This is a genomic window from Candidatus Methanosphaera massiliense, from assembly GCF_028890305.1.
In the GTDB taxonomy this organism is placed as follows: Archaea; Methanobacteriota; Methanobacteria; order Methanobacteriales; family Methanobacteriaceae; genus Methanosphaera; species Methanosphaera massiliense.
Genome location: NZ_JARBXM010000001.1, coordinates 1,181,635 through 1,206,126, shown reverse-complemented (window position 1 = coordinate 1,206,126; position 24,492 = coordinate 1,181,635). Strand labels below are relative to the sequence as shown.

Below are 24,492 nucleotides of genomic sequence, written 5' to 3'. Positions count from 1 at the left end.
ATTAAACCTCCTATATAAACATAACACTACAAAAAAAATAAAATAAAAAATAGATTTAATCAAACAAACCTTTGACAAAAGCCTTAACATCCTCAACATCATCCTTGTTAGGTCTGCCCGCATTAATACCAGCAAATTCACCAGGACAATGAAATTCATCAAGGGATAACTTAATGTCAAATAAGTCGGTTAATTCTTTAATCTGATCATAAGTAGATTCCATAATACCCGCAGTACTGAAACTCACAATACAGCCAATATTTACATCAAGGTTATTGAAAAATTCAACAACTGCCGGATCAATAGAATTACCATAAATACTACTACCTAAAAATAAAACATCCACATCCTCATCGAGACCCTCAGATATAGGTTTAGCTGGAACGTCCATCTCCTCTGAGATAGCATTAGCTAATGTTTCAGTATGCCCCGATTTTGAATAATATCTAATTGCAACATTCATTATAATAACTCTTTTATCTCACTTTTTACAACTTTTAAATCCTTAGTAGGCTCAAATCTTTTAACAACATTACCTTCCCTGTCTATTAAAAACTTAGTGAAATTCCATTTAATATCACTATTATTTTCATAATCAGGGTCTATCTTACTAACAATATCCTTAATAATAGGTGTTAATTCATGTTCTTCATCAAAGCCTTCAAAACCCTTTTCCTGTTTAAGATAAGTGTATAATGGAATCTCATTATCTCCATTTACTTCTATTTTATCAAATATAGGATATTCTACTAAAAATTTAAGTCTGCATGTTTCCTTAATTTCAGCAGTCGTACCAGGTGCTTGACCTCCAAATTGATTACATGGGAAATCAAGAATTACAAATCCATCATCCTTAAATTCATTATATATGCTTGTTAGTTCGTTATACTGAGGAGTAAATCCGCATTCTGTTGCAGAATTAACAATTAATAAAACCTTACCTTCATATTTCTTTAAGGATACTAATTCTCCTTTATCATCTTTTACTTCGTAATCATATACAGACATATTAATCATACCTCTTGATTAAATTGTATTTTACAAAAAATAATCTAAACAAATGTTATGTTTATAATATTATGTTAATGTTTATACTATAATATTTAACATAACCATGTAATCATCATATTAATTATTACTGTTATCTTCATAATATTATATTTCAAGTAATTAATAATACTTACTTTTTTTCAAGATATAATTAATATAATACACCTTCTAATAAAATATAAAACTAATCAAAGTTCTATTAAAAAAAATAAGTAATTAAGATAATAATTCATCTATAACTAATTCAATATCTTCTGAAAATGGAATATATCTATCCTGAAAATTATTAGATAACTTAATATCATCCAACTTTGAAACTGGTAGTAAACTAGCTTGATTATTCTGAACAACAACTAATTCCAGATTATCCTTATTAAATCTGACAAGATTCCAGTCATCATACTGTGCTGCAATTGATTCAAATGGAAATCTTATTATTGCAGGCGTATTAAATCCTACACCAAACTCTAATAATAGTGTTTTACCCTTCTTTGCATTATTCACAAAATCACGATAATCATTATTATGTTTTTGCCATGTTTCATCCTCTACAAAGTTATTATCTATACGCAAGTTTAATTCCATATCTTTACCACAGACTGGACACTTTGGAACTAAATCAGAGGGAATCTTTAATTCTGAATCAGTAATAGCCATCATTTCTTTAACAATTTCTGTATCATCGTATAATTTATCATGACAAGCATTCTTACATTGTATGAGTCTGTAACTTCCCTGTGTTGCAAAAACCTTTTCATCATCAAAGCCTGACTTAACAAATTGATCATCAACATTTGTAGTTATAACAAAATAATTTTTATCTTTTACAAGATCATATAACTTCTTATACAACTCAGTAGAACCCATACCTACATTATTCATATATACATGCTTAGCCCAGTAAGCCCATTTCTCCTCCTGTGATTTGAATGGATAAAAACCAGCAGTATACATGTCTGTGAAATTATATTTTTCAATAAATTCCTTAAAGTTACTTGTAAATCTTTCACCACCATAATCTATGCCAGCTGCTGTTGATAAACCAGCACCACCACCGATTATCACATAATCAGATTCTCCTAATAAGTTCTGTAATTGATTAATACGCTCAAATAGTTCTTTCATATACATTCACATCCTTATCATTATATAAATTAAATATTACCTTATCAAATGCATCATTATTAGTATCTAAGTAGTCATCCACAGCTTTCAATGCAACCTGTGATGCTAAATCTGCAGGAAATCTAAATACTCCTGTAGAGATACAAGGAATAGATATACTTCTAATATTATTTTCCTGAGCTAAACGTAATGAATTTGTATAACAATCAGATAACTGCTGTATTTGTTCATCATATACTTTATCTCTTAGTATTGGTCCTACAGTATGAATCACATAATCTGCTGGTAGATTATATGCCTTAGTAATAAATGCTTCACCAGTAGGTAAATTATAATCCCTATCTTTCATTATTTTATTACATTCTAATCTCAATGATACGCCTGCATATGTATGTATCTGATTATCTATACAATTATGACATGGAGAAAAACATCCCAGTCCCTGTGAATTAGCAGCATTAACTATTGCTCCAACTTTTATTGATGTGATATCACCCTTCCATATAGCTATAATATCATCATTATTAACATTGTTTTCTGGTATCCTGTCCTCTAATAATTGTATATTCCTGTAATCTGTTAGATTCTTATTTTCTGTTATTTTACTCAGTAATTCATCTTCTTTTTCTAAGTATTTTTCATTTATAGGATTAGGTTGTCTTATATTACATAAACTACGATATAATCTGAATTTTTCCTCATCATTTTCAGGATTATGAGTAACTCTTATTTTAGGATTTTCCTTTAAAAGGTAATCTATTAGATAATCTATTGTATCCATTTACTAGCTCCCTCCTTTTAATATTTTAATTATGTTATCATTGCAAACTTCGTATATTCTTATTTATTATTAACGTTATATGTTAGTAGTTATTAAAGTAAAGAGTTACTTTTTAGTTACATATAAAAAGAAATAGTATAAAAAGTAGTGAAAATGGGAGGGGATATATTATGAACGGAAGATCATTATATCTTTGGATGTATATATTGTCCATGATTTTGTGTTTTATTATCATATTGAATAGAAAAGGTAGGACAATGATGTAAACAACGTAAACACATCACACAATACTCTGTTTTCCAATGTGGCCTATTATCTATTAATTCAATTGCATCTATTGGACAGTTATTAGCACATATACCACATCCAGTGCAGTTATTTTCAACATGCAAGTGACTTGTTTTTCTGCCTTTATCATAGGGACCTCTTGCCATATTTGATATAAATCGTGGTATTTCACGTTTTACATAGTTTCCTGATTCCTTATTTACTATTCGTGGAATAATGTTATTGATTTGTTTGTCCGCTTCTAGTATTTGTTTGCTGATTTTTTCAGGATCTGATAAATCAAAGCGTACTGTCCAGTCATCAGGCATTTTTACACTAGCTTTAAATGATACTTCTAGGTTTATATCTGTAATATATTCTTCTAGATATCCTGCTGAGTAGCCAGGTGTTGTTCCATAGGTTGTTATTATGTATATGTATGGATTATTGTTTTCAGATGTTATTTTTATTTGTGACATATAGTCTTCTACAAATGTTGGTAGTCCCCAGAAATATGTTGGTATTACTATACCTAATGGTTCTTGTTTTTCTAAGTGAAATTCAAATTGCTTATTTTTATTACTTTCTATCATTGATACTGTGTAGTCATGCGTACGTTCTGCTATTCTTTTTGATACATATTCACAGTTACCTGTGCTTGTAAAATATATTATCATTGGCTCACCTGAAAAGTATTTGTTTATTATATGAAAAAGAATGGTGGTTAAGGTTAATGTGGTTATAAAATGGTTAACCAGTTCTGTATAACATCGTTTTTATCATCTATTATTTTACGAACTTCATCAAAGTATGTTCCATTATTTATTAGAGGGTCGTTACTTCTTTTGTTTATGCAGTCAAATTTATCATTATCTATTTTTAATGGTAGGCTCATTGTGTTATAGTTGTTTAAGTCATCTTCTTCTGTAACTTTATCTTCATCAAACATGTTTTCAGCATCAGTTGATGCTAGTCCTACTACTGCACATAAATCTAAATCATAAATCAATGATAATTTACTGTATCCTTTTTTATCGGTCATGTCATAATCTTCCCTTACAATACCACTAGTTGCATCTTCTAGAGACATCATCGGTACAATAAATGGAATTCTTGATACTACATATCTGTCATTTAATACTCTTGCCATTTTATGTTTTAATAATGAATTTACAATGTATTTATTTGGATATTCTATGAGAATGCTAGATTCAAATAATGTTGATGCTTCATCTATTTCTTCTATCAGTAATCCGTTTCCCCTGTATTCTGGTAAGATATATATGTATTGCATTACAAGTGATTGATTATTTATGTCACTTCCCCTGTATGCTGCAAAGCCTACTACTTCATTGTCATATAATATCTCCTTAAAAAAGAAGCATGAATCCTCTGGATTAATGTAGAAGTTTTCATTGTTTACTGCTCTGTATATGTAAATATAGTTATCTTTTAGTAATTGTTTTATAGGTAATGTTAATATTTTATTATCTTCATCTGTCTTGTATCTGTAGATTTTACCTAATCCATCGGGTCTTTTTACTTTTTTGTTTGGATTTACCATTGTATTACTGTCTCCCTAATAAATTTATTATTATTTTCTTTTATTCTATTATTATATTATGTTTTATCTATAATAATAAGATTTTCATACACAAATATTAAATAGGGTAAATTAGTCTTTGAAATATACATGTAATATAAAATAATTCTCTAAAAATATGATAAAAAATAGTAAAAAAGAGATAGCTTCCATTTACAGGTAAATCTAATAGGAAATATGATTATAATAAGAGAGTATTCTTATAATCTATTGTCTGCTATAACTTCACTAATCTTGTCAACAACTACATCCTTAGTTTCATCTGTGAATCTATGTTCCTCCTCATCAAATAGTATTAAATGGGAATTACTAAGAACATCACTTGCCTTAATTACATATCTAACTGGAACACGTGTATCCTTTTTTCCTTGAAAGATATAAACATCACCATCATATCTACTAATAGTATTATACACATCAATATTATTTACAGATTCCACATAGGTAGTACCAAGATATTCTGGCATTAATCTCATAACATTCTTTTCTCGCATATTATCCGGATATTCCTTTACATCAAATGGTATGACATATGCTGGTGCAAATAGGAATAAACCTCTTATATCATTACTTCTTGTCGGTGCAATGAGACTACTTATTAATCCACCCTGACTATGACCTGCTAGATATATGTTATCTTTATCCACATAATCTAATGTCCTTACAAAATCAAGTACCTGGTTTAAATCATCCATTTCACTATTTAAGGTCATGTCACTTATATTTCCATCACTTTTAGAGTCATATCCACCACCTCTAAAATCAAATACTACACTGACAATGTTCTTTTTTAATAATTTCTCTGCATAAGGTATCATAAATGTATGATTTAGGGATAATCCATGTGATAATATTACTGTTGGATATTTACCTTCTATTTTGTCTGGTTGATAAATTTTCATATAAATAGATTCATCATTAATATAACAAGTTGCTTCTTTTATCATCCTTACCTACTCTTGAAATAGTTTTATATTATTATATTATTTAGTTTAAGTGTAATAAATTAAGTGAAGTATAATGAAAAAATTGTATATTTTTAAAAAAAAAGAGTGGGTGATGATTATAATATTATTTTATTCTAGTTTATCGTAGTCTTCATCACTTACCGGTTCTAACCATTCATTGGAACAGTTCTCACCAGGTACTTCTACTGCTAGGTGGGTAAATTCACTATCCTTTGTGGCTCCATGCCAGTGTTTTACACCTGCTGGTATTACTACTACTGATCCCGGTGTTAGTTTTTGTGCTTCTTCACCTTCTGCTTGATACCATCCTTCACCATGTGTTGCTAGTAGTATTTGTCCTCCACCTTTGTCTGCGTGGTGGATGTGCCAGTTGTTTCTGCATCCTGGTTCAAATGTTACGTTTCCTATTGGCACTCCTTCTGTTGTTAACATTTTTAGATAACTTTTTCCACTGAAGAACTCCCCGTATGGGTTTACTTCACCTTTTCCAAATAATATTTCATCATTACTCATTTCTTCCATCTCCTATTAATTAATTTAATTATAATAATTTTAATTTATTTTAGAATAACCTATATTTTTTTAAACTGTTTTATTAAAAACTTTAATTATAATTATAAGCATCGTTTAGATTATTAAAGTAGTATGTGTAATTCTATTTTCTCAATCATGTAAGCTATATGAAGTAGCTGTTTTATTCTAATTTTTTACATCCTAATTTATATTATATTTATTTATTGTGCATCACATATCTCATTTATAATTGCTAGTGCATTTAATGTTCTTGGGAATCCATTGTATGGTAACAGTACTGTAACTGCACTAATCAAGTCTTCTTTTGTATTTCCTACAGAAAGATTTCCACCAGTATGTCCTCTTAGCTGGTTTTCACATCCTCTTAGTGATGCTATTATTGAGAATGTTATAATTTCTCTATCCTTGTCGTCTAGTCCTGTTCTTGTATAGAAATCACCGAAACAGTAACTTTCTAGGAAGTCATATAAGTGTTCTTGGTTTTTTGGTGCATTTTCTTTCATTGCATCTATATTTTCTTTTCCGAAGTATTGTGTTTGTATTTGGTATCCTTTTTCTTTTCTGTTGTTTCTGTTTGTTGTTGATTGTCCAGGTAATGGTACATCTACTCCTTTTTCATCTAGTACCTGGTTTGTTAGGTCTATGAAGTCGTATACTTTTGATAATCCTGCGTATGGTATTGTCTGGTATAGTACTTCTTTTATCTCTATTGGTTTTATTCCATTGTCTATTGCTCCTTCTAGTATTTTCATGTATAGTTGCTGTGATTGGTTTGTTATTAGTGCTGCTAGGGTTATTAGTGTTGTTGTTCTGTATGTTAGTGTGTTGTGTTGCTGTGTTTCATCGAATATGAAATTGTCCATGATTTCTAGTAGTTCAGGATCTGTTTCTTCTAGTGATGTTTTCTGGTTTGGCAGTATTTTTTCTTTGTTTTCTTTTGCTGTTTGAGTTATTTCCATTTTATCACATCGGTTCATATATATAAAATTTTTTTACTATTATCATATATATTACTGATTTTGTTAATTAATATATTTATAGTTATTTACAAATTTAAATAAATCAATAAAATAAAAAAAGGAATACGAAAAAGAGGAATTATATAAGAGGACGTGGATTATTACTCCTGTCCATTGGCTCATTAGTAGTTAAAGGCTTACCTAGATATTCAAGACGAGCATCTAAAAATCTGCGTCCGTCACTAGTACCGCAGAAAATTGGAATCTTTTTACCATAATAATATGGTTTATGTTCATCAGCATAATCAAACAATGCTTTAGAAGCACAGGCAGTTATGATATCAGCATTATCAAATAAAACCTCTGCAAGCTCATCAGAACAAAGAGTTGTATGAGCAACAAAAATATACACATTAACGTCATCAGGAACTGGATAATCACGCAATTCTTTAACAATCATACCCGGAATAACTGTAATAGCAATATTCTTATAACCCTTTTCAATGGCAAGCTTTAAACCAGCAAGTGGATCTAACTCGGCAGTTTCAGGATTTAATACAATACATCCTTCATCTTCAAGTCTTTTAATTAAACTATCAATAGGAGTAGTACTAATAAGACCTGAAACACGGCCACCAACACCCTGGATAATAGCAGGGTCTTCCATCAGTAATGTTCCTACTCCATCACATGCTCCTACAACACAATCAATATCACCATTCTCAACATTAGTTCTGAGAATCTCGGAAATACCAACAGTAACAGCATCATTCATCTTAATTACTCTATCAGGAGTACACATACCAAAATCATCTATTCTAAACTCTATATTCTTTTTAATAAATTCCTTATTAAGCTTATCTACACCATGCATATCCTTAAACATTGGACAGTAATCTACCTGAATATCTCCTACATCTATAACCTCCCCATCTTCTATAACAATCCTTGTTTTACCTAATGCTTCAATGACATGTCTATCTTTAACCAATCTAATCACCTATAAACTAAATTTTTATTTATTAATTATATTAAACACTATTTATAACATTATTCTAAATATGAAGAGAAAAGTTCTCAATTACCCGTTAGAATTAATAAATTACAATACCGCTTATTATTCTGAAAGGATTATCAAGATGGATAGAAATAGATTTTATTCTAAAGAATTATTAATTACGAGAAAATGTGAGAAATTATTTTTCAATATATTTAAAAAAAATAGGATGATTTATGATTAAGATCGAATTATTAAATTAATTCAAAAAATGAATAGGAGGAGGTTAAGTTAAATAAATATATTCATTTTAATTATTTATTTTTGTTTTTGAGTAGCTGGATGGTTTACTGATTCTGTATAATAGTTTTTTCCATGATGGACTTCTTGATCCCCAGTAGTTTCCAGTTATTGATTTTATTGTTCCACCATTTGACATTGCACTACCTGCTGCTGATGCTACATTGTTTATTATGTTTGTTGTATGTACTGTTAGGTTTCCAATGTTTGCTATTGCTCCTCCACCATTTGCTCTTCCTGTTGCTTTGTTTGACTGGAAGTTGGATTTTGTTATTGTTGTATTTCCATAGGTGAATATTGCTCCTCCTGCTGATGCTGATTTTGCTTGTGCATTGTTGTTTGTGAATGTGTTTTTGGACATGTTGAATGTGCTTCCTATGAAGTATATTCCTGCTCCATAAGTTATGTTACCAGTTATTGTGTTTCTGTTGAATGTATTGTTTTGTGCGTTTATTGTTCCTGTGTATATGCTTATTGCTCCACCTAGTGCATCTTTTGTCTTTGCTGTTATTTTGTTGTATGTGAATCTTGAGTTTACAATAGATGAAAATGTATCATATCCATATACTGCTCCGCCTGAACCACTTTGTCCGGTTATCTTATTTAGTGAAAATGTTGTATTTATTATGAGCAGTATTGAGTTTTGGTTGAATAATGCTCCACCGTATGCTATGTTTTTAGTGTTTTGTGCTGTATTGTTTGTTATTGATGAGTTTAGTATGATTAATCTTGCATTTAGGTTTGCTATTGCTCCTCCTACTACAAGGCCTGTTCCTGTTGCTATGTTGTTTGTGAATGTTACTTTGTTGAATGTTGCATTTCCATATGCTAATTTTACTGCTCCACCAGTTGCATTTGCACCGTTTGCTTTGTTATTTATGAATTTAGATCCGTATATTGTACTGTTCGTATTAAATAAGTATAATGCTGGACTTCCCGGATTGTTACCATATGCCTGGTTATTATTGAAGTTTACCTTGTTTAGTATTACTTCATTGTTTATGTTGATTATTGCTGATGATGCTGTTTTGTATACTTTGTTGTTTGATATTGTTGAATTTATTATGTATAGGTATCCCTCGGAGTATATAGCAGATGCAGCTCTTATTGCATTACTTTTATCATTATCAAATATACAATTATTTACTGATAATACTCCTTTAGATGTTATTACTCCATCACCGGTTTTTGTTACTGTAGCATTTTTAAATGCCATGTTACTTATAATTACTGTATTGTTAGCTGAGGTTATGTTCATTAAATGCCATTTAGTGTTATTTCCAGATATTACTACATTATTAGGATTTTTTGTTAGTCCTGTTATGTTCATTGAGTTTTTTACTAATATTCCTGTTTCTTTGTATACGCCTGGCAATACGTATACTACTCCATTGTTTGCTACGTGTGCTACTGCATATTTTATTGTTTTGAATGGATATCCTATTCGTCCGCTGTTACTATCACTACCTTTTGGTCCTACATATACAACTTTTAGTGGATTAATTGTTAATCTTCCATTATAAGTTGATGATTTATATACACCATTCTCATAGTATAATACTTTTATTGACGTGTTAGTATTAGAGTACCGGTACGGTAACTTGCAAGTAAATTTATAGGTACCATTTCTTAAAGTATGGTTACCCCAATTCTTCTTATCAATTTCTACATATACTGTACCTTTAGTAACTGGTTTATTATAATGGTCTAATGTAGTGATTGTAATATTACCTGACTGATCTATGGTAATATTAAATTTAGATGCACTTGTCTTTGTAGCTATCTTACTTAATGTAATGTTATTTGTACCAGTACTAGTCTGGTAGTTGTTATTGTTAAGATAGGTGGCTGTTATTTTATATACACCTGCATTTAATAAATCTATTCTGTTAGATAGTACTGCTACACCATTTCTGACAGTAGCATTTCCCATAGTTTTACCATTTAACTTAAACTGAACAATTCCAGTATTTACATTTCTACCATTCATATCTTTTACAGTGCTGTTAAATGTAACTACTTTACCTGTCTCTGATTTAATAGGTTTTATTGTTGTCTTAGTGTTTTGTACTATTTTTAAATTAGTTGTTGATTTTGATGTATTGTAGTAATTGTTTTCACCGGATGTTACTTCTAATTTATAGGATGTGTTTGTGTATTGATTGTTAAAGTTATAGTAGTAGTCTACTAAACCGTTTATTGTAGTGTTCTGTCCTAATGTTTTACCATTTACCTTAAATACTACTTTTGTATTGTTTACTGGTAACCCGTTTTCATCTGTAACTATTGCATGAATTTGTGTTGTTTTTGATTGTTTTGCTGTGGTTGTTGTTACTTTTACATTTGTATTAAGCTTTGTTAATGTTAGTTCTGATGTGACAGTTGCTGGTTGATATACATCATTACCGCTGTATACCATTGTCAGATTGTATTTATTTGCAGTGTACATTGGTATTTTATAATTATATACTGCTGTACCATTGGTTATACTGATTTTTGGGCTGATTGTTTTACCATTTAATTTGTAAACAACATTTCCTGTAACATCAGAGGATATGTTTGGAGATATTGTTATGTTACTGTTAGTTTTTGCAGTGTAGTTATCTAGTGTTATGTTTGCATCTTTTTTTGTTGTTGTGGAACTTGTGTTAGCTGTGATTGTATTCTCAGATTTAATATTTTTTATCTTATCTTTTTGTATGTTTATTTTATTTTTAGATTGTATCTTGTTAACTTCAGTATTTGTGTTATCTGTTGTATTTACTAATTTTTTATCTATATGTGTATTTGTATGTGTATTGTTAGTATCTGCAGCTGATAATACGCCCATAGATGCTATTATAAATACTATAAATAATGAAGCTAATAAGATTGTTTTCTTATTATAAATAAAATATTCCTCCATTAACTATGTATATCCATATTATTGTCATATGGATATTAAGAATTAATTAATCAAGTATTAGGTTTATTAAAAGATATTTATAATATTATCTAGTGATTTTTAAATAATATCAAAAATACTTGTTAAATTTTATCATGAAAAGAGAGCTTGTATAGAATGCTTTATTATAAAATTAAGAAGGTTATATGAAAAAAAGGGTTTAGGGGGTGAGTTGAAGTGAGTGATTATTGAATAATCAGTTACTATATATGATTATTCTTCACTAGCATTTTCAGAGTTATTAGTCACTTGTCCATATTCTTCATCTAATAAGTATAATAGTTGTGGTGAATCAACAGACATTTTAACTTTTCTTAAATCATCATGTGCAAGTTCTTCTTCTTCAACTTGTTCCTCTACAAACCATTGTAGGAATTGATTTGTTGCATGGTCTTTTAATTCAATACTTAAATCCACTAGTTCATGTATGAGAGAAGTCACTAATTCTTCGTGTTCTAAGATTTCCTTGTATATGTCTACTATGGTATCCCATTCTCTTTTTGGAGTGTCAATTGCCTGTAATACTACACTTCCATCTTTTCTTAGAATGTAATCATAGAATTTCATTGCATGTTCTAATTCTTCTTCCGCATGAACTCTTAGTGAGTTTGCAAATCCAGGTAATTCTTTATCTTCAAGATATGTTGCCATAGAAAGGTATAAATATCCTGATGCCATTTCTGCGTTTAGTTGATCATTTAATGCTTGTTCCATTTTTTCATCTAACATAATTTATTCTCCTAACTTAGTTATGTGATATTATAATTTTTTTTCTTAAATATTTTTTGATAAATAATTATGAAAAATGGATAGACAGATAATTAAAATAATATTCTAAAAAAGGTTATAAAAAAGAGGGGTGATGATTATGTTGATGGTTATTCTATGCTTTTCTACTAAATACAAAGTCTGCTAGTTTGAATAATGCATCTTTTGCATCTGAATCGGGTATGATAGCAAGGGATTGTTTTGCCTCTATTACACAATCATATGCTACACTTCTTGCATAATTTATTGCACCATACTTGTTTAGTATATCCATTGCTTCAGGGATAATTTCTTCTTCATGTGCCTCTAGTAATTCTATGAGTCTATCATGATCTTCTTTACTTGCTTTTTCCAGTGCATATACTACCATTAATGTTTTTTTACCTTCTACCAGGTCACTTCCTACTGGTTTACCAATAGATTCATCACCTGTAAGGTCTATGTAGTCATCCTGTATTTGGAATGCTAATCCTACATTTTTACCATAGCTTCTTAGTGCTTCAATCTGTGCAGATGTTGCTCCACCAATAATTGCACCTGCTGTTGTTGCTGCTGTTATAAGAGCACCTGTTTTTTTGTATATCATGTTCATGTATGCATCTTTTGTTACCTCGTAGGTGTCCTCGAATGCCATGTCCAGTGCCTGTCCTTCACATATTTTTATACATGAGTCTACTAGTACTCTTAGAGCATCTATTACTCTTTCATATGCTATGTTTTCATCAGCTGTTTTGATGATTGTTTCATATGCTTTTGCAAATAGTGTGTCTCCTGCTAGTATTGCTAGTGGTTCTCCCCATACTTTATGCACTGCTTTCATGCCTCTTCTTGTATCATCATTATCCATGATATCATCATGTATTAGGCTGAAGGTATGTACTAGTTCCAGTGCTGCAGCTGTTTTGTATGCTTTTTCTGTTGATCCGCCTACTGCCTGACAGCTTAGTACTGCTAGTGCTGGTCTAAATTTTTTTCCACCTGCTTTTATTAGATGTGCAGAGGAATCTTTTAAATCCTCTGGTTCTAATGTACTTAGTGCTTGTTCTATTTCCTTATCTACTTCTTCAGAATATGCTTTTAATATATCTGTAACTTCCATTTTTAATCACCTGTTAAATACTTGAGCTTGTCCATTTCTTAGTATGTGTACATCATTTCCTAACTTATATCCTTCTTCCTCAGCTAACTCTACAAATGCTGCTAAGTGGCTTAGGTCTCCGTGTGCAGGAATTAAGTGTTGTGGTTTTAACATTCTAATAAAGTCTCTTAAATCTTCTGGTCCTGCGTGTCCAGAAACATGTATATTATTATATATTCTTGCTCCTCTTTCTTTAAGTCTTCTGTTTAGTAAGTCACGGTTAGCAAGGTTTATTGGATTAGGTATAGTTGAAGCTGAAAATATAACATTATCCCCTGGCCTAATTTCAAAGTTGGTTTTGTTATTAGCTATTCTTGGTAGTAGTGCATCTGGTTCTCCCTGGTGACCAGTAACTATTAGCATGTACTTAGAACGGTTATCATTTGCTCTTGCTAATGCTTTATTAATAGATTTGAAATTACCGTATAAGCTTACATTACGTGGTAAGTTTAGTATTCCCATTGATTCTGCTAGTGAACAGTATCTCTCCATTGAACGACCTAAAATCATTATTTTTCTTCTGCTTCTTTCTGCAATCTTGGTTATTGCCTGGATTCTTTCAATGTGACTGGAGAATGTTGTTACTATAAGTCCTTTTCTTTCTTCTAGTGGTCCTTTTAGAACATCTTTTAATAAATCTCTTGCAATTTTCTCGGAGTGTGTTTTTCCTTCCTGTTTTTCTTTAACATTGGTTGTATCTAGGATTACTGCTTTTACACCCTTCTTTCCTAGTTCTCTGAATCTTCTGTAGTCAGGTGGTGGTGATACCATTTGATGGTTGTCAAATTTAAAGTCGTTAGCATATATTACTACACCTTCTGGTGTGTGTAATGCTGCTGTTATTGTCTGTGGTATACTGTGTGTTGTTCTTACAAATTCCAGTGTTATGTTTGGTGATATTTGTAGTTTTTCTCCAGGATTTAATGTTTTTAGAGGATTGTTTACTTTGAATTTACGTTCACTTTTGATTGTTTTCTCTATTAATGCTAGTGTATATGGTGTTGCAATGATTGGTGCTTCGTATCTGTGTGCTAGTTTTGCTATTGCTCCTATGTGGTCGAGGTGACCGTGGGTACATACTATTGCTCTTACTTTACCATCTACTTCTCTCATTAGAGTATCGTCAGGTATTACTCCTCTTTCAATTAGATCCAGACTATGCATTCTGGCTATATCCGTATCTTCATGTATGTGTAATCTGTCTAAGTGTATTCCCATATCGAATATTACTACGTCATCATTTACTTTTACTGCAGTCATGTTTTTTCCTATTTCCTCATATCCTCCGACTGCGATAACTTCTATTGTCAAATTATATCCTCCTTGCATATTTTTTTGTGTCTATGTTCATTTCATTTAATATTTCTCTGGTTTTTCCAGTTATCACAAGCTTTTTCTCTTGTAGTTCCTCTATATTCTGTGCTCCTACAAGGAACATTGCTGTTTTTAGTTCTCTTGTGAACTGTTCTATTTTTTCTTCTATGAATGTATGTCCTAGATATGCATGTTTCAAGAATGGCAATGCCATACCTACACATGATGCTCCTAGTGCTATGGCTTTTGCTGCTTCTAGTCCATTACGTATTCCACCAGATGATATTACTGGTAGATTTGTTGATTCAAGTACACCTACTGTACTTACTGCTGTGGATATACCCCAATCCCAGAAGAGATTTCCTAGGCTTGAATTATCTGCACGGTATGTTTCAACTGCTGCCCAGCTTGTTCCGCCTACACCTTCTACATCTATTATGTCAATACCTATCTTTTCTAGTATTTTAGCATCATCAATACTTATACCTGCACCTGTTTCCTTGGCTATTATAGGTATGTCTGTTGTTTCACAGATTTTCTTTATGTTTTCAATGTAGCCTACTGCGTTTCTGTCTCCCTCGGGCTGTATGATTTCCTGTAGAGGGTTAAGATGTATTGCTAGTGCATCAGTATCCAGCATTGCTATTGCATCGGGTGCATATTCTACTTGTGGTGCACCAATATTTCCTATTATCACTGCATTTGGTGCATTATCTCTTACAACTGTGAAAGTATCTTTTAGTTCAGGATTTGTTATACCTGCACGCTGACTTCCAACACCCATTGCAATATTAGTATTTTCCACTGCTAATGCTAGTTTCTCATTAATCTTAGTACTTTCAGGGTGACCACCAGTTATTGCAGATATAATTAATGGCGAGTCCATTTTTTTATCTAGAAACTTTACAGTAGTATCTATTTTATCATAGTCTACTTCTGGTAGAGACCTATGTATTAGGCTAATATCTTCAAATCCTGTTGTTTCATGATGTTCTACATCATAATTCTTACAGATTTCTAGGTGTTCTAGTTTCCTGTCTGATATCATATTGTTTCTGACCTCCGTTTTCTTTATTCAATAATTCTAATGAGTATTTATATGATTAGATTCATTATTTTACTTGATAAGTGTTCCTTTAACTTTCTGTCCTGACACTGCCAGACGTATGTTTCCTGGCTTATCAGCATTTATTATCAGGGATTCTATACCATGATCTGCCAAGTCTAGCAGTTCCCTTATTTTTCCATACATTCCACCAGTGACATCTGCCTGATTTTCATTCTCTGTTGTTTTTAAATCAGTGTCTCTTGTTACTACCTCTAATAGTTCTGCATCAGGATTAGTTTTTGGATTATCAGTGTATATTCCATCAACATCTGAGGAGAGTATTACTCTATCTGCATTTAAATCCTCGGCCAGATATGTTATTATCTGATCTCCGGATATTATTGCATACTTCATGTAATCATTATTATCCAGTACTGCATCGCCGTATAGTACAGGTACAAAGCCATTATCCAAGTATTTTCTTATCAGCCCTGTGTCACACATGTCTATTCTTTTATTGTTTGTAGTCATGTATGCTGACGGCTTCATTCCTATTGCTGGAATTCCTTTTTCCTGTAATTTTTCACAGACCATGTAGTTTAGTAGTTGTACTGATGCCTGTGTTCTGCATACTCCCTCCAGTTTATATAAATGGTCGTTAACGTTAGAAATTACATCTCCTATTCCATACTTCTTTGCATATATATGGCCATATGAGCCTGCACCATGAACTATTATCATATCATCATTGTATGCTGATAGTTCTCCTGCAATTCTTTCAAGGTTATCTTCATCTAGGGTAGGCTTATCAGCATCTTTTACTGTTAATGCACTACCACCAATCTTTATTATAATCATAATTACTACTTATCCGATTAATATTTTTATTAAAGTGTTTATTTATTCAATAATTTCTGCGTGAACACCTTCATCAGATATTTCACACTTAAATGTAGCATACTTCTGGCTTAATTTATCATATACTTCATCAATATTATCTGGGCAGACAGCTATAATACAGCCACCTCCCCCACTACCTGTGAGTTTGGAACCCTGTGCACCATATAGTCTGGCATCATAAACCATCTGTGATAAGATATCAGTATTAACTCCTAATGAATCAAGTAAGCCCTGATTTATATTCATTAAATCACCGATAACATCAAGGTCACCCTCTATAAATGCATTTCTAGCCGTGTTGGCAACTGCCTCCATTGAAGAAAATATATCTCCTACAATTAATGGATACTTCTCATATCTTTTTCTGACATTTTCAACTAATACACCAGTATTAGCACTAATACCACTATTTACTACAACTAATGGTAACTGACAATTACATTCCACACGGTTACGTTCGGAATTCTCATCAATGTAAATCATACCACCATAAGTACTCATAGAAGTATCAAGAGGACTAGCAGATCCCTGTACTGTAACTTCAACATCACGTGCTATATCTGCAATGTCTTCCTTACTATACTCTTTTCCAGCATAGATTGACACAGCCTTAAGAGTAGATACTGTTACAGCTGCTGATGAACCAAGACCAACACCAAGATACATTCTGATATCAACATTTAAGTCAAATCCCTTATCAAATTCAAACAAGCTGATAACCTCGTAGATATAGTCAGTAATCATTTTACCATGTGCTGCATCATAGTCTAGTTTTCCCTCATTCAATTCTGTATTCATTTCATAATCAATACTAGGAACACAGACTTTGATACTGTTATCATCACGTGGCACTAACTCTACCTGCACACCCTCACTGATTGCTACAGCAATAGCAGGCCTACCATGAACAACAGAATGCTCACCAAAGAGTATAACCTTTCCCGGTGCAAAAGATCTGATTTTCATTAAGTCTAAATCTCCTACTAATTTATTACTAAGGTTAATGCAGTTATAAAAAAAAGAGTTATTAGATAAAAAATGAGTAATACTAAAATAGTTATAGTAAAAAAATAACATTAAATAATTTTATAATAACCATATGACAAGTATATACTAATTAGACTACTAACTAGTAATACTACAACCTGTCAACATGTAATAATGATTTAAAGTGTTATCTATCCATACTAAATCTAGTATACATACTACGACTAGATTCTATTTTTAATCTACTAATCCTTTTATTACAAATACATATATTTACCTAAAAAGTTAGATAAATCCCCTAAAAATTGATTCTCAAGTATAAAAGCCTATTATACCAGAAAATAAAACAAATCTAACCAAGTAAAAAAAACTTATGGTCAAACAGACTAGTTTACTTTCATCTCACAGAGAATCTATTAATTATTATATATAGCTAAACTTCATTATAAACATTACTATGAAAATCATCAGAGAAAAAAGATATAAAAAAAGAAAATAAAAAAAATAATTAGATTAATAAAACAAATAAATTGAAGGTGATTAAAATGATAAGAGAACCATGTGTATCAGGAATATTTTATCCATCAAAAAAGAGCATACTAAAAGAAAACATAGAAAAAACACTGGATAATATTAATACAGAGGACCCCATAACAGGACAAATAACAGCAGGAGTAGCACCACACGCAGGATATGTATACTCGGGTAAAACTGCATGCTACACATATAACCAGATAAGGAAAAACAGAATACCAGAAACATTCATAATAATAGGACCAAATCATACAGGATATGGAAATAGTAGCATAGCATTAACAACTGCCAGTAAATGGAATACTCCACTAGGAGATATCACAGTAGACACAGAATTAAACAATGAATTACAGCAACGTAATCCAAACATAAAATATGATGACAGAGCACATCTTAAAGAACATGGAACAGAAGTAGAACTGCCATTCATACAATACATAACAGAACAAGAAGACAAGAATGCAATGATAGTACCAATAGTAATTAGTAATCAGACACTGGAACTATCCCAGCAACTAGCAAGAACAATATATGAATCCGCAGAAAAACTAGGACGTGATATTATAATAATCGCAAGCACAGACCTAACACACTACGAAAACAGCGAAAATGCAAGAACAAAAGATGAAAAAGTAATGAAGTCAATAGAAAACATGGATGAACAAGAATTATACAACAATGTAACAAACTATCAGATAACAATGTGTGGATATGGTCCAACAATAACAGCAATAACATACTCCAAACTAGCCAATGCAAAAAATGCTAGAATACTAGACTACTCCAATAGTGGAGATGCCTTCGGAGATTATGATTCAGTAGTAGGATACACTTCAGCAATAATCACAAAATAAGAATAAATAATAGTTTTCAAAAAAAGTAATAAAAATTATGAATACTAGAATATACTTCTAGAAATCATAAAGTTTCCCAAGAAAAGATTATATTTAATTATAATCTTATATTTTTAACTCGAAATCAGTAGGTTCTAAATCAAATTCTTCGTCAGAAGATAAAACTCCTCTTTCTCTTAAAATTTGTCTAGCTAATAACCAGTAAACTAATGCAATAGCTTTTCTACCTTTATTGTTAACTGGAATTACAAGGTCAACATTAGATAATAAATTTTCTGTATCACATAAAGCTACTACAGGAATTCCATTTTGTTTTGCTTCAAATACAGCTTGAGAGTCTGATCTTGGATCTGTAACAACTAATATTTTAGGTTCAATAAATTTGGAGTACTGTGGGTTTGTTAATGTACCAGGTATAAATCTACCAGGAATAGTTTTTGTACCAGTAACTTCACCAAATTTCTTTACAGGAGCCTGACCATACTGTCTTGTAGATACAACAAGAACATCATCAGGATCATATTTAGATAATAATTTTGCAGCAACAATTATTTTATCATTACTACTTTTAACATCTAATACATGAAGACCGTCTGCTCTTACTCTGTAAATATATTTTTCCATATCTTTTGTTTTCTGTTGAGTACCTATATGTAAACCTGCAGCTAGGTACTTATCTAATGGTATTAATAATTCTGACATGTTTTTACCTCTTAATCATTAAATTCATCTATAATTCTCTTAATATTAAATTAATAAACTTTATCTTTATATACTCAAAAATGTGTGAAAATTTAATAAAACATAACCAAAAAATTCCACATCATAGTATAACCCTAAAGATGATATAATCATACATACTATTCAAAGCTAATAGCACTTCGTGGACATACATCCAGGCAGGCATCACACCTACAACAATCATCCGGCCTACTGACAACTAAAACATCAGTAAAGTCAAACACATTCATAGGACAAATATCCAGGCATTCAAGACAACCAAAGCCAATACACTGCATGTAATCAACAATTATATTCATCATAAACTCCGACTTATAAATCAGCCATCTTAGGATTTAATAATTCCTCTTCTATTCTAACTAACTCATTAAGTTTAGCAATTCTTTCTCCACCAGCAGCACCAGTCTTAATAATAGGTGCATTAAATGCAACAGCTAAATGAGCAATAGTCTCATCAGTAGTTTCACCAGATCTGTGAGATACAATTGGAACATACTGATTAGCCTTAGCTAACTTAATAGTATTATATGTATCAGTTAAAGTACCAATCTGGTTAGGTTTAATAATTAATGAATTACCAGCACCAGCCTCAATACCCTTAGCTAATATCTTAGCATTAGTAACAAAAAGATCGTCACCACATATTAGACAGTCATCACCAGATTTCTTAGTAATCTCAGCAAATGCAGAGAAATCATTCTCTTGTATAGGATCCTCAACATAGAAGAACTTATATGTACTAATTAAATCAGCAATATAATCGATTTGTTCCTCAACAGTTCTGGAAGTACCCTCACGTTCATAGATGTATTTCTGTTCATCCTCATTCCAGAACTCACTAGATGCAACATCTAAACCAGGTCTTACAAGAACACCAGTCTCATCACTGATTTCCTCACAAGCAGATGTTTGAATTTCAAGAGCTTCCTCATTAGTAAGGTTAGGAGCCCATCCACCTTCATCACCTTTACCACCAGTAAAAGTAGAATCCTTATCCTGAATCTTAGCCTTAATCCTTCTGTGAACATTAATATTAGTAGTAATTGCCTCAGTAATATTAGAAGCACCAACAGGAATAACTAAAAACTCCTGAATATCAGGTGCATTCTTACCAGCATGAGCACCACCATTAATCATATTCCCTAATGGATAAGGAATAGATGTAGGCATAATACCACCTAAAAACTTATACAATGGAAGATTATAACTAGAAGCAGCAGCCTTAGCAGTAGCCATAGAAACAGCCACAGCAGTATTACCACCTATATTAGAAAAGTTATCAGTACCATCAATCTCTTTAAGTACATTATCAATTTCCCTAATATCTTCAGCTTCCATACCAATAATTTCAGAAGAAATTAAATCCTCAATATCATTCACAACTTGGTCCACTCCACCATCAGGAAATGAAGTAACCTCATTAACTCCAGTACTAGCTCCACTAGGTGCTGCAGCTCTACCAAATCCATTCCATGTTAAAACATCAGCCTCAACAGTTGGATTTCCTCTACTATCTATAATTTTTCTTAATCTTACGTCTTCTATTACACTATCCATAAAAAAACACCTCTTTTATCAATGTAGAAATAGTTGTTTAATTAAAGGGCTATGTTTTATTTTCCTTATAAGTGTATAAATAAGAAAGTTAAATTGTTCTATACTCGGAATTAAAAATAAAATAATAAGAAAATTTAATCCTTATATTCATCCTTAACAACTGCATCTAATGGAAGTACACCTTCCTCATATTCATTAATTGCTATCTTAATTGGATCCATATCAGGTGTAAAATCAACTAATGGCTTAGCACCCATAGAAATTTGTAAAGCACGAGACCCAATAAGTCTAGCACGTTCAAATCTTGTATTACCTCTAGATTCCATAAATTTTAAATGCTCCTTAACAGTATAATTCTTATTCAACAACATAACTAAAGTAATACTCCAAGACAAACCTTAATAATAGGAATGAATGGAGAGGAGACCTTAAAAAAGAAGTAATAAACTTCCTATATAATACTCCCTATATTTTAGTTCGACATTCACTTACCACACATCAACGTGTGAAATGAACATCCTTCTACAACAATATTTTGTAATACCTAAATCATCAAGAACCTCGCCTGGATCCTCACCATTCTCAGTTCTCTCCTTAAACTCATCAAAACTTGCTGAAATAACCTTCCCACATGTAAAACATCTTACGAGTAACATAAAAATTTACCTGTAACTTTTTTGTTTTCTTGCTCTAGCACCTGGTCCACCAAATTTTTTAGACTCAGAACGACGTGGATCTCCAACTAACATTGTTCTATCATATTGAACATATCTATCCTTAAGATTCATATCACCAGTATACTCAACTAAACCTTTAGCAATAACCATACGAGCAGCCTCAGCTTGACCCATAATTCCACCGCCAACAACTCTGATATTAATGTCAACAGAATTTACAAGGTCATCGCCAGCTAATTCTAAAGGCTCAAATAATTTAAGTCTAGCTAACTCAGGTTCATATAACTCAACTGGTTTACGGTTAACCTTAACTCTACCGGTACCCTCTTTAACGGTACCTCTAGCAATAGCGGTTTTCCTTTTACCACTAGTATGTACTGTTTTACTCATAATTAACTACCTTCTGAATAAATTAATTTAAAATTTAGCACCTAATAATTTTGAAACTGTACCTAATTCCATACTTTTAGTAATGTTTTTAGGCTGTGCTTGTTTAACTTCTACAACTTCCTGTCCTTCTAACTCTTTAGGAACACCTACGTTAACTTTTAAGTTTTTGTAAGCAGTTCTTCCATGAGGTTTCCTGTAAGGAATCATTCCTCTAACAGTTCTTCTGAAAATATCATCTGGTCTACGTGGGTATTTAGGACCTAAATCTCTAGGATTTGAGATACTTGCTCTGTCTACTCGTTGTTTGTATTTAGCGTAGATAAAATCCTTATTACCAGAGATAATAATTTTCTCAGCATTGATGACAGTTATTTCTTCTCCATTTAAAAGTCTTTTACTGACTGTACTAGCAAGTCTACCAAGTACAAGTCCTTCTCCGTCAATAATTGTTGCCATTCTATTCACCTACTTTATGATTTTAACATTAGAACCTTTAGGATTCTCAGCCATTAGCTCATCAATCTTTAGGCATTTTCCACCTGCAGCTGTAATCTTACGTTCTGCCTCTTGAGAAAATTTAAATGCAGCTACAGTAACTTTAGTTGATATACTACCTTCACCTAAAACCTTACCCGGTACAAGGATAGTCTCATCATCATTAGAAAACTTATCTATATGGTAAACATTAACTTCTTTGTTCTTTCTATTAGCCCTTTTTAAGTCGTTAGCAACAGCTTTCCATATAGGAGCATCTTCTGCAGATGATTGTTTAGTGAGGGATTCTATTAAATTTACAGTATTTGGGTTAGTTTTTGTTAATTTCATTTTTACTATTCCTCCTCATTCACAAAATTTATGATATTATCTGCTTTTTCCGTTAAAATATCGCAAGCTATTGTAAGAACTTCTCTAGGTGTTAAAGATCCGTCAGTCTCGAGTTTAAAAATATACTTACCTTCCTCGAAATCTACAATAATAGCATTATCATCCCTTTCAGATATTCTCTGACAAGTCCTACAAGTGGAACAATTTTCAATATCATTAACTACTAATTTATCATCCTCAATTTGTAAAACATTTCTAGGACATTCCTTGACATATTCCTCTAAATCAGTGAGTTTATCATTGTCAATCTCAATTTTAGGATAATACTTATATCCACAAGTAGTAGTAGCTTGCCATTTAGCATGCTCGGATCCTAATCCAAGTTCTGCGATAGCTTCTAATTCAATTTCTTCATCTTCACGAAGTCTAACAATTGGAATTGTATCATAAACTGGTTTTATAGCTGGGTCGTCAGATTTAAGATCTTTTGAATATACTATTTTAGGACCTTTCTCTTTTAAAAGAAATGAAACACTACAATTAGAACAATGAGAATCACAATCACATTCAGATGGCATAACATAAGAATCAAGATCAGTTACAATAGGAATTAAACCTAATCTGTGAGCCAATACTTCATCAAACATCTTAGCATCATTTTTATAAATATTAACATCCTCTATTGCAAATGTAGGAATTTCTACAAGACATATCCTTCTGATTGTATTTATAAATGTGTCATCTACACCATCGACTATAAATACAGCTCTTTCATCATTCTGTTCTCTAATTTCTATATTCATAATATGACCCTTTCAAACATGATTATACTCTTCTACCTCTTTTACCACCAGGTCTACCAGTACCATCGTGAGGTATAGGAGTTACATCTTCTATCTTACCAATTTTAATACCAGCTCTTGCTAAAGCCCTAATAGTAGCTTGAGCACCAGGTCCAGGTGTTCTAGGACCGTTACCTCCAGAAGCTCGTACTTTAATATGAAGTCCAGCAATACCTTTCTCTTTAATATCATCAGCAACTCTGTTAGCTGCTTCCATAGCTGCAAATGGTGATGATTCCTGTCTGTCTGATCTTACTACTTTTCCACCAGACCATTGAGTTATGGTTTCAGCACCAGTTATATCAGTAACAGTTATGATAGTATTATTAAATGATGAGTAAACGTGAGCTACACCCCATTTATCTTTTTCTGCCATTTTATCACCTATA

The 24,492-nt window shown here is 31.7% G+C and carries 28 protein-coding genes; 1 reads left to right on the top strand and 27 read right to left on the bottom strand.

Annotated elements, in window-relative coordinates; all coding sequences use genetic code 11:
• Positions 1–55: 55 nt before the first annotated feature.
• The 17 genes from OTK55_RS05815 to mvk all read right to left on the bottom strand — a co-directional run bounded on the left by OTK55_RS05815 (position 56) and on the right by mvk (position 17,662).
• Positions 56–463 carry an NADPH-dependent FMN reductase family protein gene (locus OTK55_RS05815; protein WP_274871172.1) on the bottom strand — a complete coding sequence of 136 codons (408 nt, stop codon included), beginning with the start codon at positions 461–463 and terminating at the stop codon, positions 56–58.
• Positions 463–1,008: a glutathione peroxidase gene (locus OTK55_RS05810; RefSeq protein WP_274871171.1), complete on the bottom strand. Its 546-nt coding sequence runs from the start codon at positions 1,006–1,008 to the stop codon at positions 463–465. Before OTK55_RS05810 ends, OTK55_RS05815 begins: the two co-directional genes overlap by 1 nt.
• Positions 1,009–1,266: 258 nt before the next feature.
• On the bottom strand, positions 1,267–2,175 hold the full coding sequence (locus OTK55_RS05805) for an SIR2 family NAD-dependent protein deacylase (protein ID WP_274871170.1): 909 nt from the start codon (positions 2,173–2,175) through the stop codon (positions 1,267–1,269).
• Positions 2,159–2,956 (bottom strand): protein-ADP-ribose hydrolase, encoded by a 798-nt coding sequence (locus OTK55_RS05800; RefSeq protein ID WP_274871168.1) that lies wholly within the window; start codon positions 2,954–2,956, stop codon positions 2,159–2,161. The genes OTK55_RS05805 and OTK55_RS05800 overlap by 17 nt, the downstream gene beginning before the upstream one ends.
• A gap of 185 nt (positions 2,957–3,141) precedes the next feature.
• Positions 3,142–3,900, bottom strand: a complete 759-nt coding sequence (locus OTK55_RS05795; protein ID WP_274871167.1) for an EFR1 family ferrodoxin — start codon at positions 3,898–3,900, stop codon at positions 3,142–3,144.
• A 62-nt stretch (positions 3,901–3,962) separates the two neighbouring features.
• Positions 3,963–4,787: a GNAT family N-acetyltransferase gene (locus tag OTK55_RS05790; protein WP_274871166.1), complete on the bottom strand. Its 825-nt coding sequence runs from the start codon at positions 4,785–4,787 to the stop codon at positions 3,963–3,965.
• A 239-nt stretch (positions 4,788–5,026) separates the two neighbouring features.
• Positions 5,027–5,773 (bottom strand): alpha/beta hydrolase family protein, encoded by a 747-nt coding sequence (locus OTK55_RS05785; protein ID WP_274871165.1) that lies wholly within the window; start codon positions 5,771–5,773, stop codon positions 5,027–5,029.
• Between the two features lie 129 nt (positions 5,774–5,902).
• Entirely contained in the window at positions 5,903–6,316 is a 414-nt protein-coding gene (locus OTK55_RS05780) for a cupin domain-containing protein (RefSeq protein WP_274871163.1), read from the bottom strand.
• 212 nt (positions 6,317–6,528) lie between these two features.
• Positions 6,529–7,287, bottom strand: a complete 759-nt coding sequence (locus OTK55_RS05775) for a carboxymuconolactone decarboxylase family protein (protein ID WP_274871161.1) — start codon at positions 7,285–7,287, stop codon at positions 6,529–6,531.
• A 139-nt stretch (positions 7,288–7,426) separates the two neighbouring features.
• Entirely contained in the window at positions 7,427–8,287 is an 861-nt protein-coding gene (locus OTK55_RS05770; protein WP_274871160.1) for a methanogenesis marker 8 protein, read from the bottom strand.
• Between the two features lie 307 nt (positions 8,288–8,594).
• The gene (locus tag OTK55_RS05765) at positions 8,595–11,489 is read right to left on the bottom strand and encodes an Ig-like domain repeat protein (RefSeq protein WP_274871159.1); all 2,895 of its coding nucleotides are present in this window, start codon (positions 11,487–11,489) and stop codon (positions 8,595–8,597) included.
• A 252-nt stretch (positions 11,490–11,741) separates the two neighbouring features.
• Positions 11,742–12,257: a ferritin gene (locus OTK55_RS05760; RefSeq protein ID WP_274871158.1), complete on the bottom strand. Its 516-nt coding sequence runs from the start codon at positions 12,255–12,257 to the stop codon at positions 11,742–11,744.
• A gap of 154 nt (positions 12,258–12,411) precedes the next feature.
• A complete protein-coding gene (gene idsA, locus OTK55_RS05755) occupies positions 12,412–13,395 on the bottom strand; it encodes a short chain isoprenyl diphosphate synthase IdsA (protein WP_274871157.1) in 984 nt (327 codons plus the stop codon).
• A gap of 6 nt (positions 13,396–13,401) precedes the next feature.
• Positions 13,402–14,745, bottom strand: coding sequence for an RNase J family beta-CASP ribonuclease (locus OTK55_RS05750; RefSeq protein WP_274871156.1), 1,344 nt, complete (start codon positions 14,743–14,745; stop codon positions 13,402–13,404).
• 1 nt (position 14,746) lies between these two features.
• Positions 14,747–15,796: a type 2 isopentenyl-diphosphate Delta-isomerase gene (fni, locus tag OTK55_RS05745; RefSeq protein ID WP_274871155.1), complete on the bottom strand. Its 1,050-nt coding sequence runs from the start codon at positions 15,794–15,796 to the stop codon at positions 14,747–14,749.
• 69 nt (positions 15,797–15,865) lie between these two features.
• Positions 15,866–16,654: an isopentenyl phosphate kinase gene (locus OTK55_RS05740; protein WP_274871154.1), complete on the bottom strand. Its 789-nt coding sequence runs from the start codon at positions 16,652–16,654 to the stop codon at positions 15,866–15,868.
• Between the two features lie 42 nt (positions 16,655–16,696).
• The gene (mvk, locus tag OTK55_RS05735) at positions 16,697–17,662 is read right to left on the bottom strand and encodes a mevalonate kinase (protein ID WP_274871153.1); all 966 of its coding nucleotides are present in this window, start codon (positions 17,660–17,662) and stop codon (positions 16,697–16,699) included.
• A gap of 566 nt (positions 17,663–18,228) precedes the next feature.
• Here mvk and amrB point away from each other — a divergent pair.
• Entirely contained in the window at positions 18,229–19,071 is an 843-nt protein-coding gene (gene amrB, locus OTK55_RS05730; protein WP_274871152.1) for an AmmeMemoRadiSam system protein B, read from the top strand.
• A gap of 105 nt (positions 19,072–19,176) precedes the next feature.
• Here the strand turns inward: amrB and rpsB are convergent, their stop codons facing one another.
• The 10 genes from rpsB to OTK55_RS05680 form a co-directional block, all read right to left on the bottom strand.
• Positions 19,177–19,773, bottom strand: a complete 597-nt coding sequence (gene rpsB / locus OTK55_RS05725) for a 30S ribosomal protein S2 (RefSeq protein ID WP_274871151.1) — start codon at positions 19,771–19,773, stop codon at positions 19,177–19,179.
• 158 nt (positions 19,774–19,931) lie between these two features.
• A complete protein-coding gene (locus OTK55_RS05720) occupies positions 19,932–20,111 on the bottom strand; it encodes a 4Fe-4S dicluster domain-containing protein (RefSeq protein WP_274871150.1) in 180 nt (59 codons plus the stop codon).
• Positions 20,112–20,124: 13 nt separating this feature from the next.
• Positions 20,125–21,369, bottom strand: a complete 1,245-nt coding sequence (gene eno, locus OTK55_RS05715) for a phosphopyruvate hydratase (RefSeq protein WP_274871149.1) — start codon at positions 21,367–21,369, stop codon at positions 20,125–20,127.
• Between the two features lie 134 nt (positions 21,370–21,503).
• Entirely contained in the window at positions 21,504–21,695 is a 192-nt protein-coding gene (locus tag OTK55_RS05710; protein ID WP_274871148.1) for a DNA-directed RNA polymerase subunit K, read from the bottom strand.
• Positions 21,696–21,857: 162 nt separating this feature from the next.
• A complete protein-coding gene (locus OTK55_RS05705; RefSeq protein ID WP_274871146.1) occupies positions 21,858–22,025 on the bottom strand; it encodes a DNA-directed RNA polymerase subunit N in 168 nt (55 codons plus the stop codon).
• A gap of 6 nt (positions 22,026–22,031) precedes the next feature.
• On the bottom strand, positions 22,032–22,436 hold the full coding sequence (locus OTK55_RS05700; protein ID WP_274871145.1) for a 30S ribosomal protein S9: 405 nt from the start codon (positions 22,434–22,436) through the stop codon (positions 22,032–22,034).
• Between the two features lie 27 nt (positions 22,437–22,463).
• Complete coding sequence (locus OTK55_RS05695) at positions 22,464–22,892, bottom strand: 50S ribosomal protein L13 (RefSeq protein ID WP_274871144.1); 429 nt, start codon at positions 22,890–22,892, stop codon at positions 22,464–22,466.
• Positions 22,893–22,901: 9 nt separating this feature from the next.
• Complete coding sequence (locus OTK55_RS05690) at positions 22,902–23,261, bottom strand: 50S ribosomal protein L18e (protein WP_274871142.1); 360 nt, start codon at positions 23,259–23,261, stop codon at positions 22,902–22,904.
• Between the two features lie 5 nt (positions 23,262–23,266).
• Positions 23,267–24,064, bottom strand: a complete 798-nt coding sequence (locus OTK55_RS05685) for a DNA-directed RNA polymerase subunit D (protein WP_274871141.1) — start codon at positions 24,062–24,064, stop codon at positions 23,267–23,269.
• 22 nt (positions 24,065–24,086) lie between these two features.
• A complete protein-coding gene (locus OTK55_RS05680) occupies positions 24,087–24,479 on the bottom strand; it encodes a 30S ribosomal protein S11 (protein WP_011406457.1) in 393 nt (130 codons plus the stop codon).
• Positions 24,480–24,492 lie beyond the last annotated feature (13 nt).

Excerpts from the sequence above, each read along its gene's own strand:
- OTK55_RS05775 (WP_274871161.1), bottom strand. The coding sequence starts at position 7,287 with ATGGAAATAACTCAAACAGCAAAAGAAAACAAAGAAAAAATACTGCCA.
- OTK55_RS05690 (WP_274871142.1), bottom strand. The coding sequence starts at position 23,261 with ATGAAATTAACAAAAACTAACCCAAATACTGTAAATTTAATAGAATCC.
- OTK55_RS05685 (WP_274871141.1), bottom strand. The coding sequence starts at position 24,064 with ATGAATATAGAAATTAGAGAACAGAATGATGAAAGAGCTGTATTTATA.
- OTK55_RS05790 (WP_274871166.1), bottom strand. The coding sequence starts at position 4,787 with ATGGTAAATCCAAACAAAAAAGTAAAAAGACCCGATGGATTAGGTAAA.
- OTK55_RS05805 (WP_274871170.1), bottom strand. The coding sequence starts at position 2,175 with ATGAAAGAACTATTTGAGCGTATTAATCAATTACAGAACTTATTAGGA.
- OTK55_RS05785 (WP_274871165.1), bottom strand. The coding sequence starts at position 5,773 with ATGATAAAAGAAGCAACTTGTTATATTAATGATGAATCTATTTATATG.
- idsA (WP_274871157.1), bottom strand. The coding sequence starts at position 13,395 with ATGGAAGTTACAGATATATTAAAAGCATATTCTGAAGAAGTAGATAAG.
- OTK55_RS05710 (WP_274871148.1), bottom strand. The coding sequence starts at position 21,695 with ATGGAATCTAGAGGTAATACAAGATTTGAACGTGCTAGACTTATTGGG.
- OTK55_RS05810 (WP_274871171.1), bottom strand. The coding sequence starts at position 1,008 with ATGTCTGTATATGATTACGAAGTAAAAGATGATAAAGGAGAATTAGTA.
- rpsB (WP_274871151.1), bottom strand. The coding sequence starts at position 19,773 with ATGTCAGAATTATTAATACCATTAGATAAGTACCTAGCTGCAGGTTTA.
- OTK55_RS05740 (WP_274871154.1), bottom strand. The coding sequence starts at position 16,654 with ATGATTATAATAAAGATTGGTGGTAGTGCATTAACAGTAAAAGATGCT.
- eno (WP_274871149.1), bottom strand. The coding sequence starts at position 21,369 with ATGGATAGTGTAATAGAAGACGTAAGATTAAGAAAAATTATAGATAGT.
- OTK55_RS05705 (WP_274871146.1), bottom strand. The coding sequence starts at position 22,025 with ATGTTACTCGTAAGATGTTTTACATGTGGGAAGGTTATTTCAGCAAGT.
- OTK55_RS05795 (WP_274871167.1), bottom strand. The coding sequence starts at position 3,900 with ATGATAATATATTTTACAAGCACAGGTAACTGTGAATATGTATCAAAA.
- OTK55_RS05695 (WP_274871144.1), bottom strand. The coding sequence starts at position 22,892 with ATGGCAACAATTATTGACGGAGAAGGACTTGTACTTGGTAGACTTGCT.
- OTK55_RS05765 (WP_274871159.1), bottom strand. The coding sequence starts at position 11,489 with ATGGAGGAATATTTTATTTATAATAAGAAAACAATCTTATTAGCTTCA.
- OTK55_RS05815 (WP_274871172.1), bottom strand. The coding sequence starts at position 463 with ATGAATGTTGCAATTAGATATTATTCAAAATCGGGGCATACTGAAACA.
- OTK55_RS05800 (WP_274871168.1), bottom strand. The coding sequence starts at position 2,956 with ATGGATACAATAGATTATCTAATAGATTACCTTTTAAAGGAAAATCCT.
- mvk (WP_274871153.1), bottom strand. The coding sequence starts at position 17,662 with ATGAAAATCAGATCTTTTGCACCGGGAAAGGTTATACTCTTTGGTGAG.
- fni (WP_274871155.1), bottom strand. The coding sequence starts at position 15,796 with ATGATATCAGACAGGAAACTAGAACACCTAGAAATCTGTAAGAATTAT.
- OTK55_RS05720 (WP_274871150.1), bottom strand. The coding sequence starts at position 20,111 with ATGAATATAATTGTTGATTACATGCAGTGTATTGGCTTTGGTTGTCTT.
- OTK55_RS05760 (WP_274871158.1), bottom strand. The coding sequence starts at position 12,257 with ATGTTAGATGAAAAAATGGAACAAGCATTAAATGATCAACTAAACGCA.
- OTK55_RS05680 (WP_011406457.1), bottom strand. The coding sequence starts at position 24,479 with ATGGCAGAAAAAGATAAATGGGGTGTAGCTCACGTTTACTCATCATTT.
- OTK55_RS05780 (WP_274871163.1), bottom strand. The coding sequence starts at position 6,316 with ATGGAAGAAATGAGTAATGATGAAATATTATTTGGAAAAGGTGAAGTA.
- OTK55_RS05700 (WP_274871145.1), bottom strand. The coding sequence starts at position 22,436 with ATGAGTAAAACAGTACATACTAGTGGTAAAAGGAAAACCGCTATTGCT.
- amrB (WP_274871152.1), top strand. The coding sequence starts at position 18,229 with ATGATAAGAGAACCATGTGTATCAGGAATATTTTATCCATCAAAAAAG.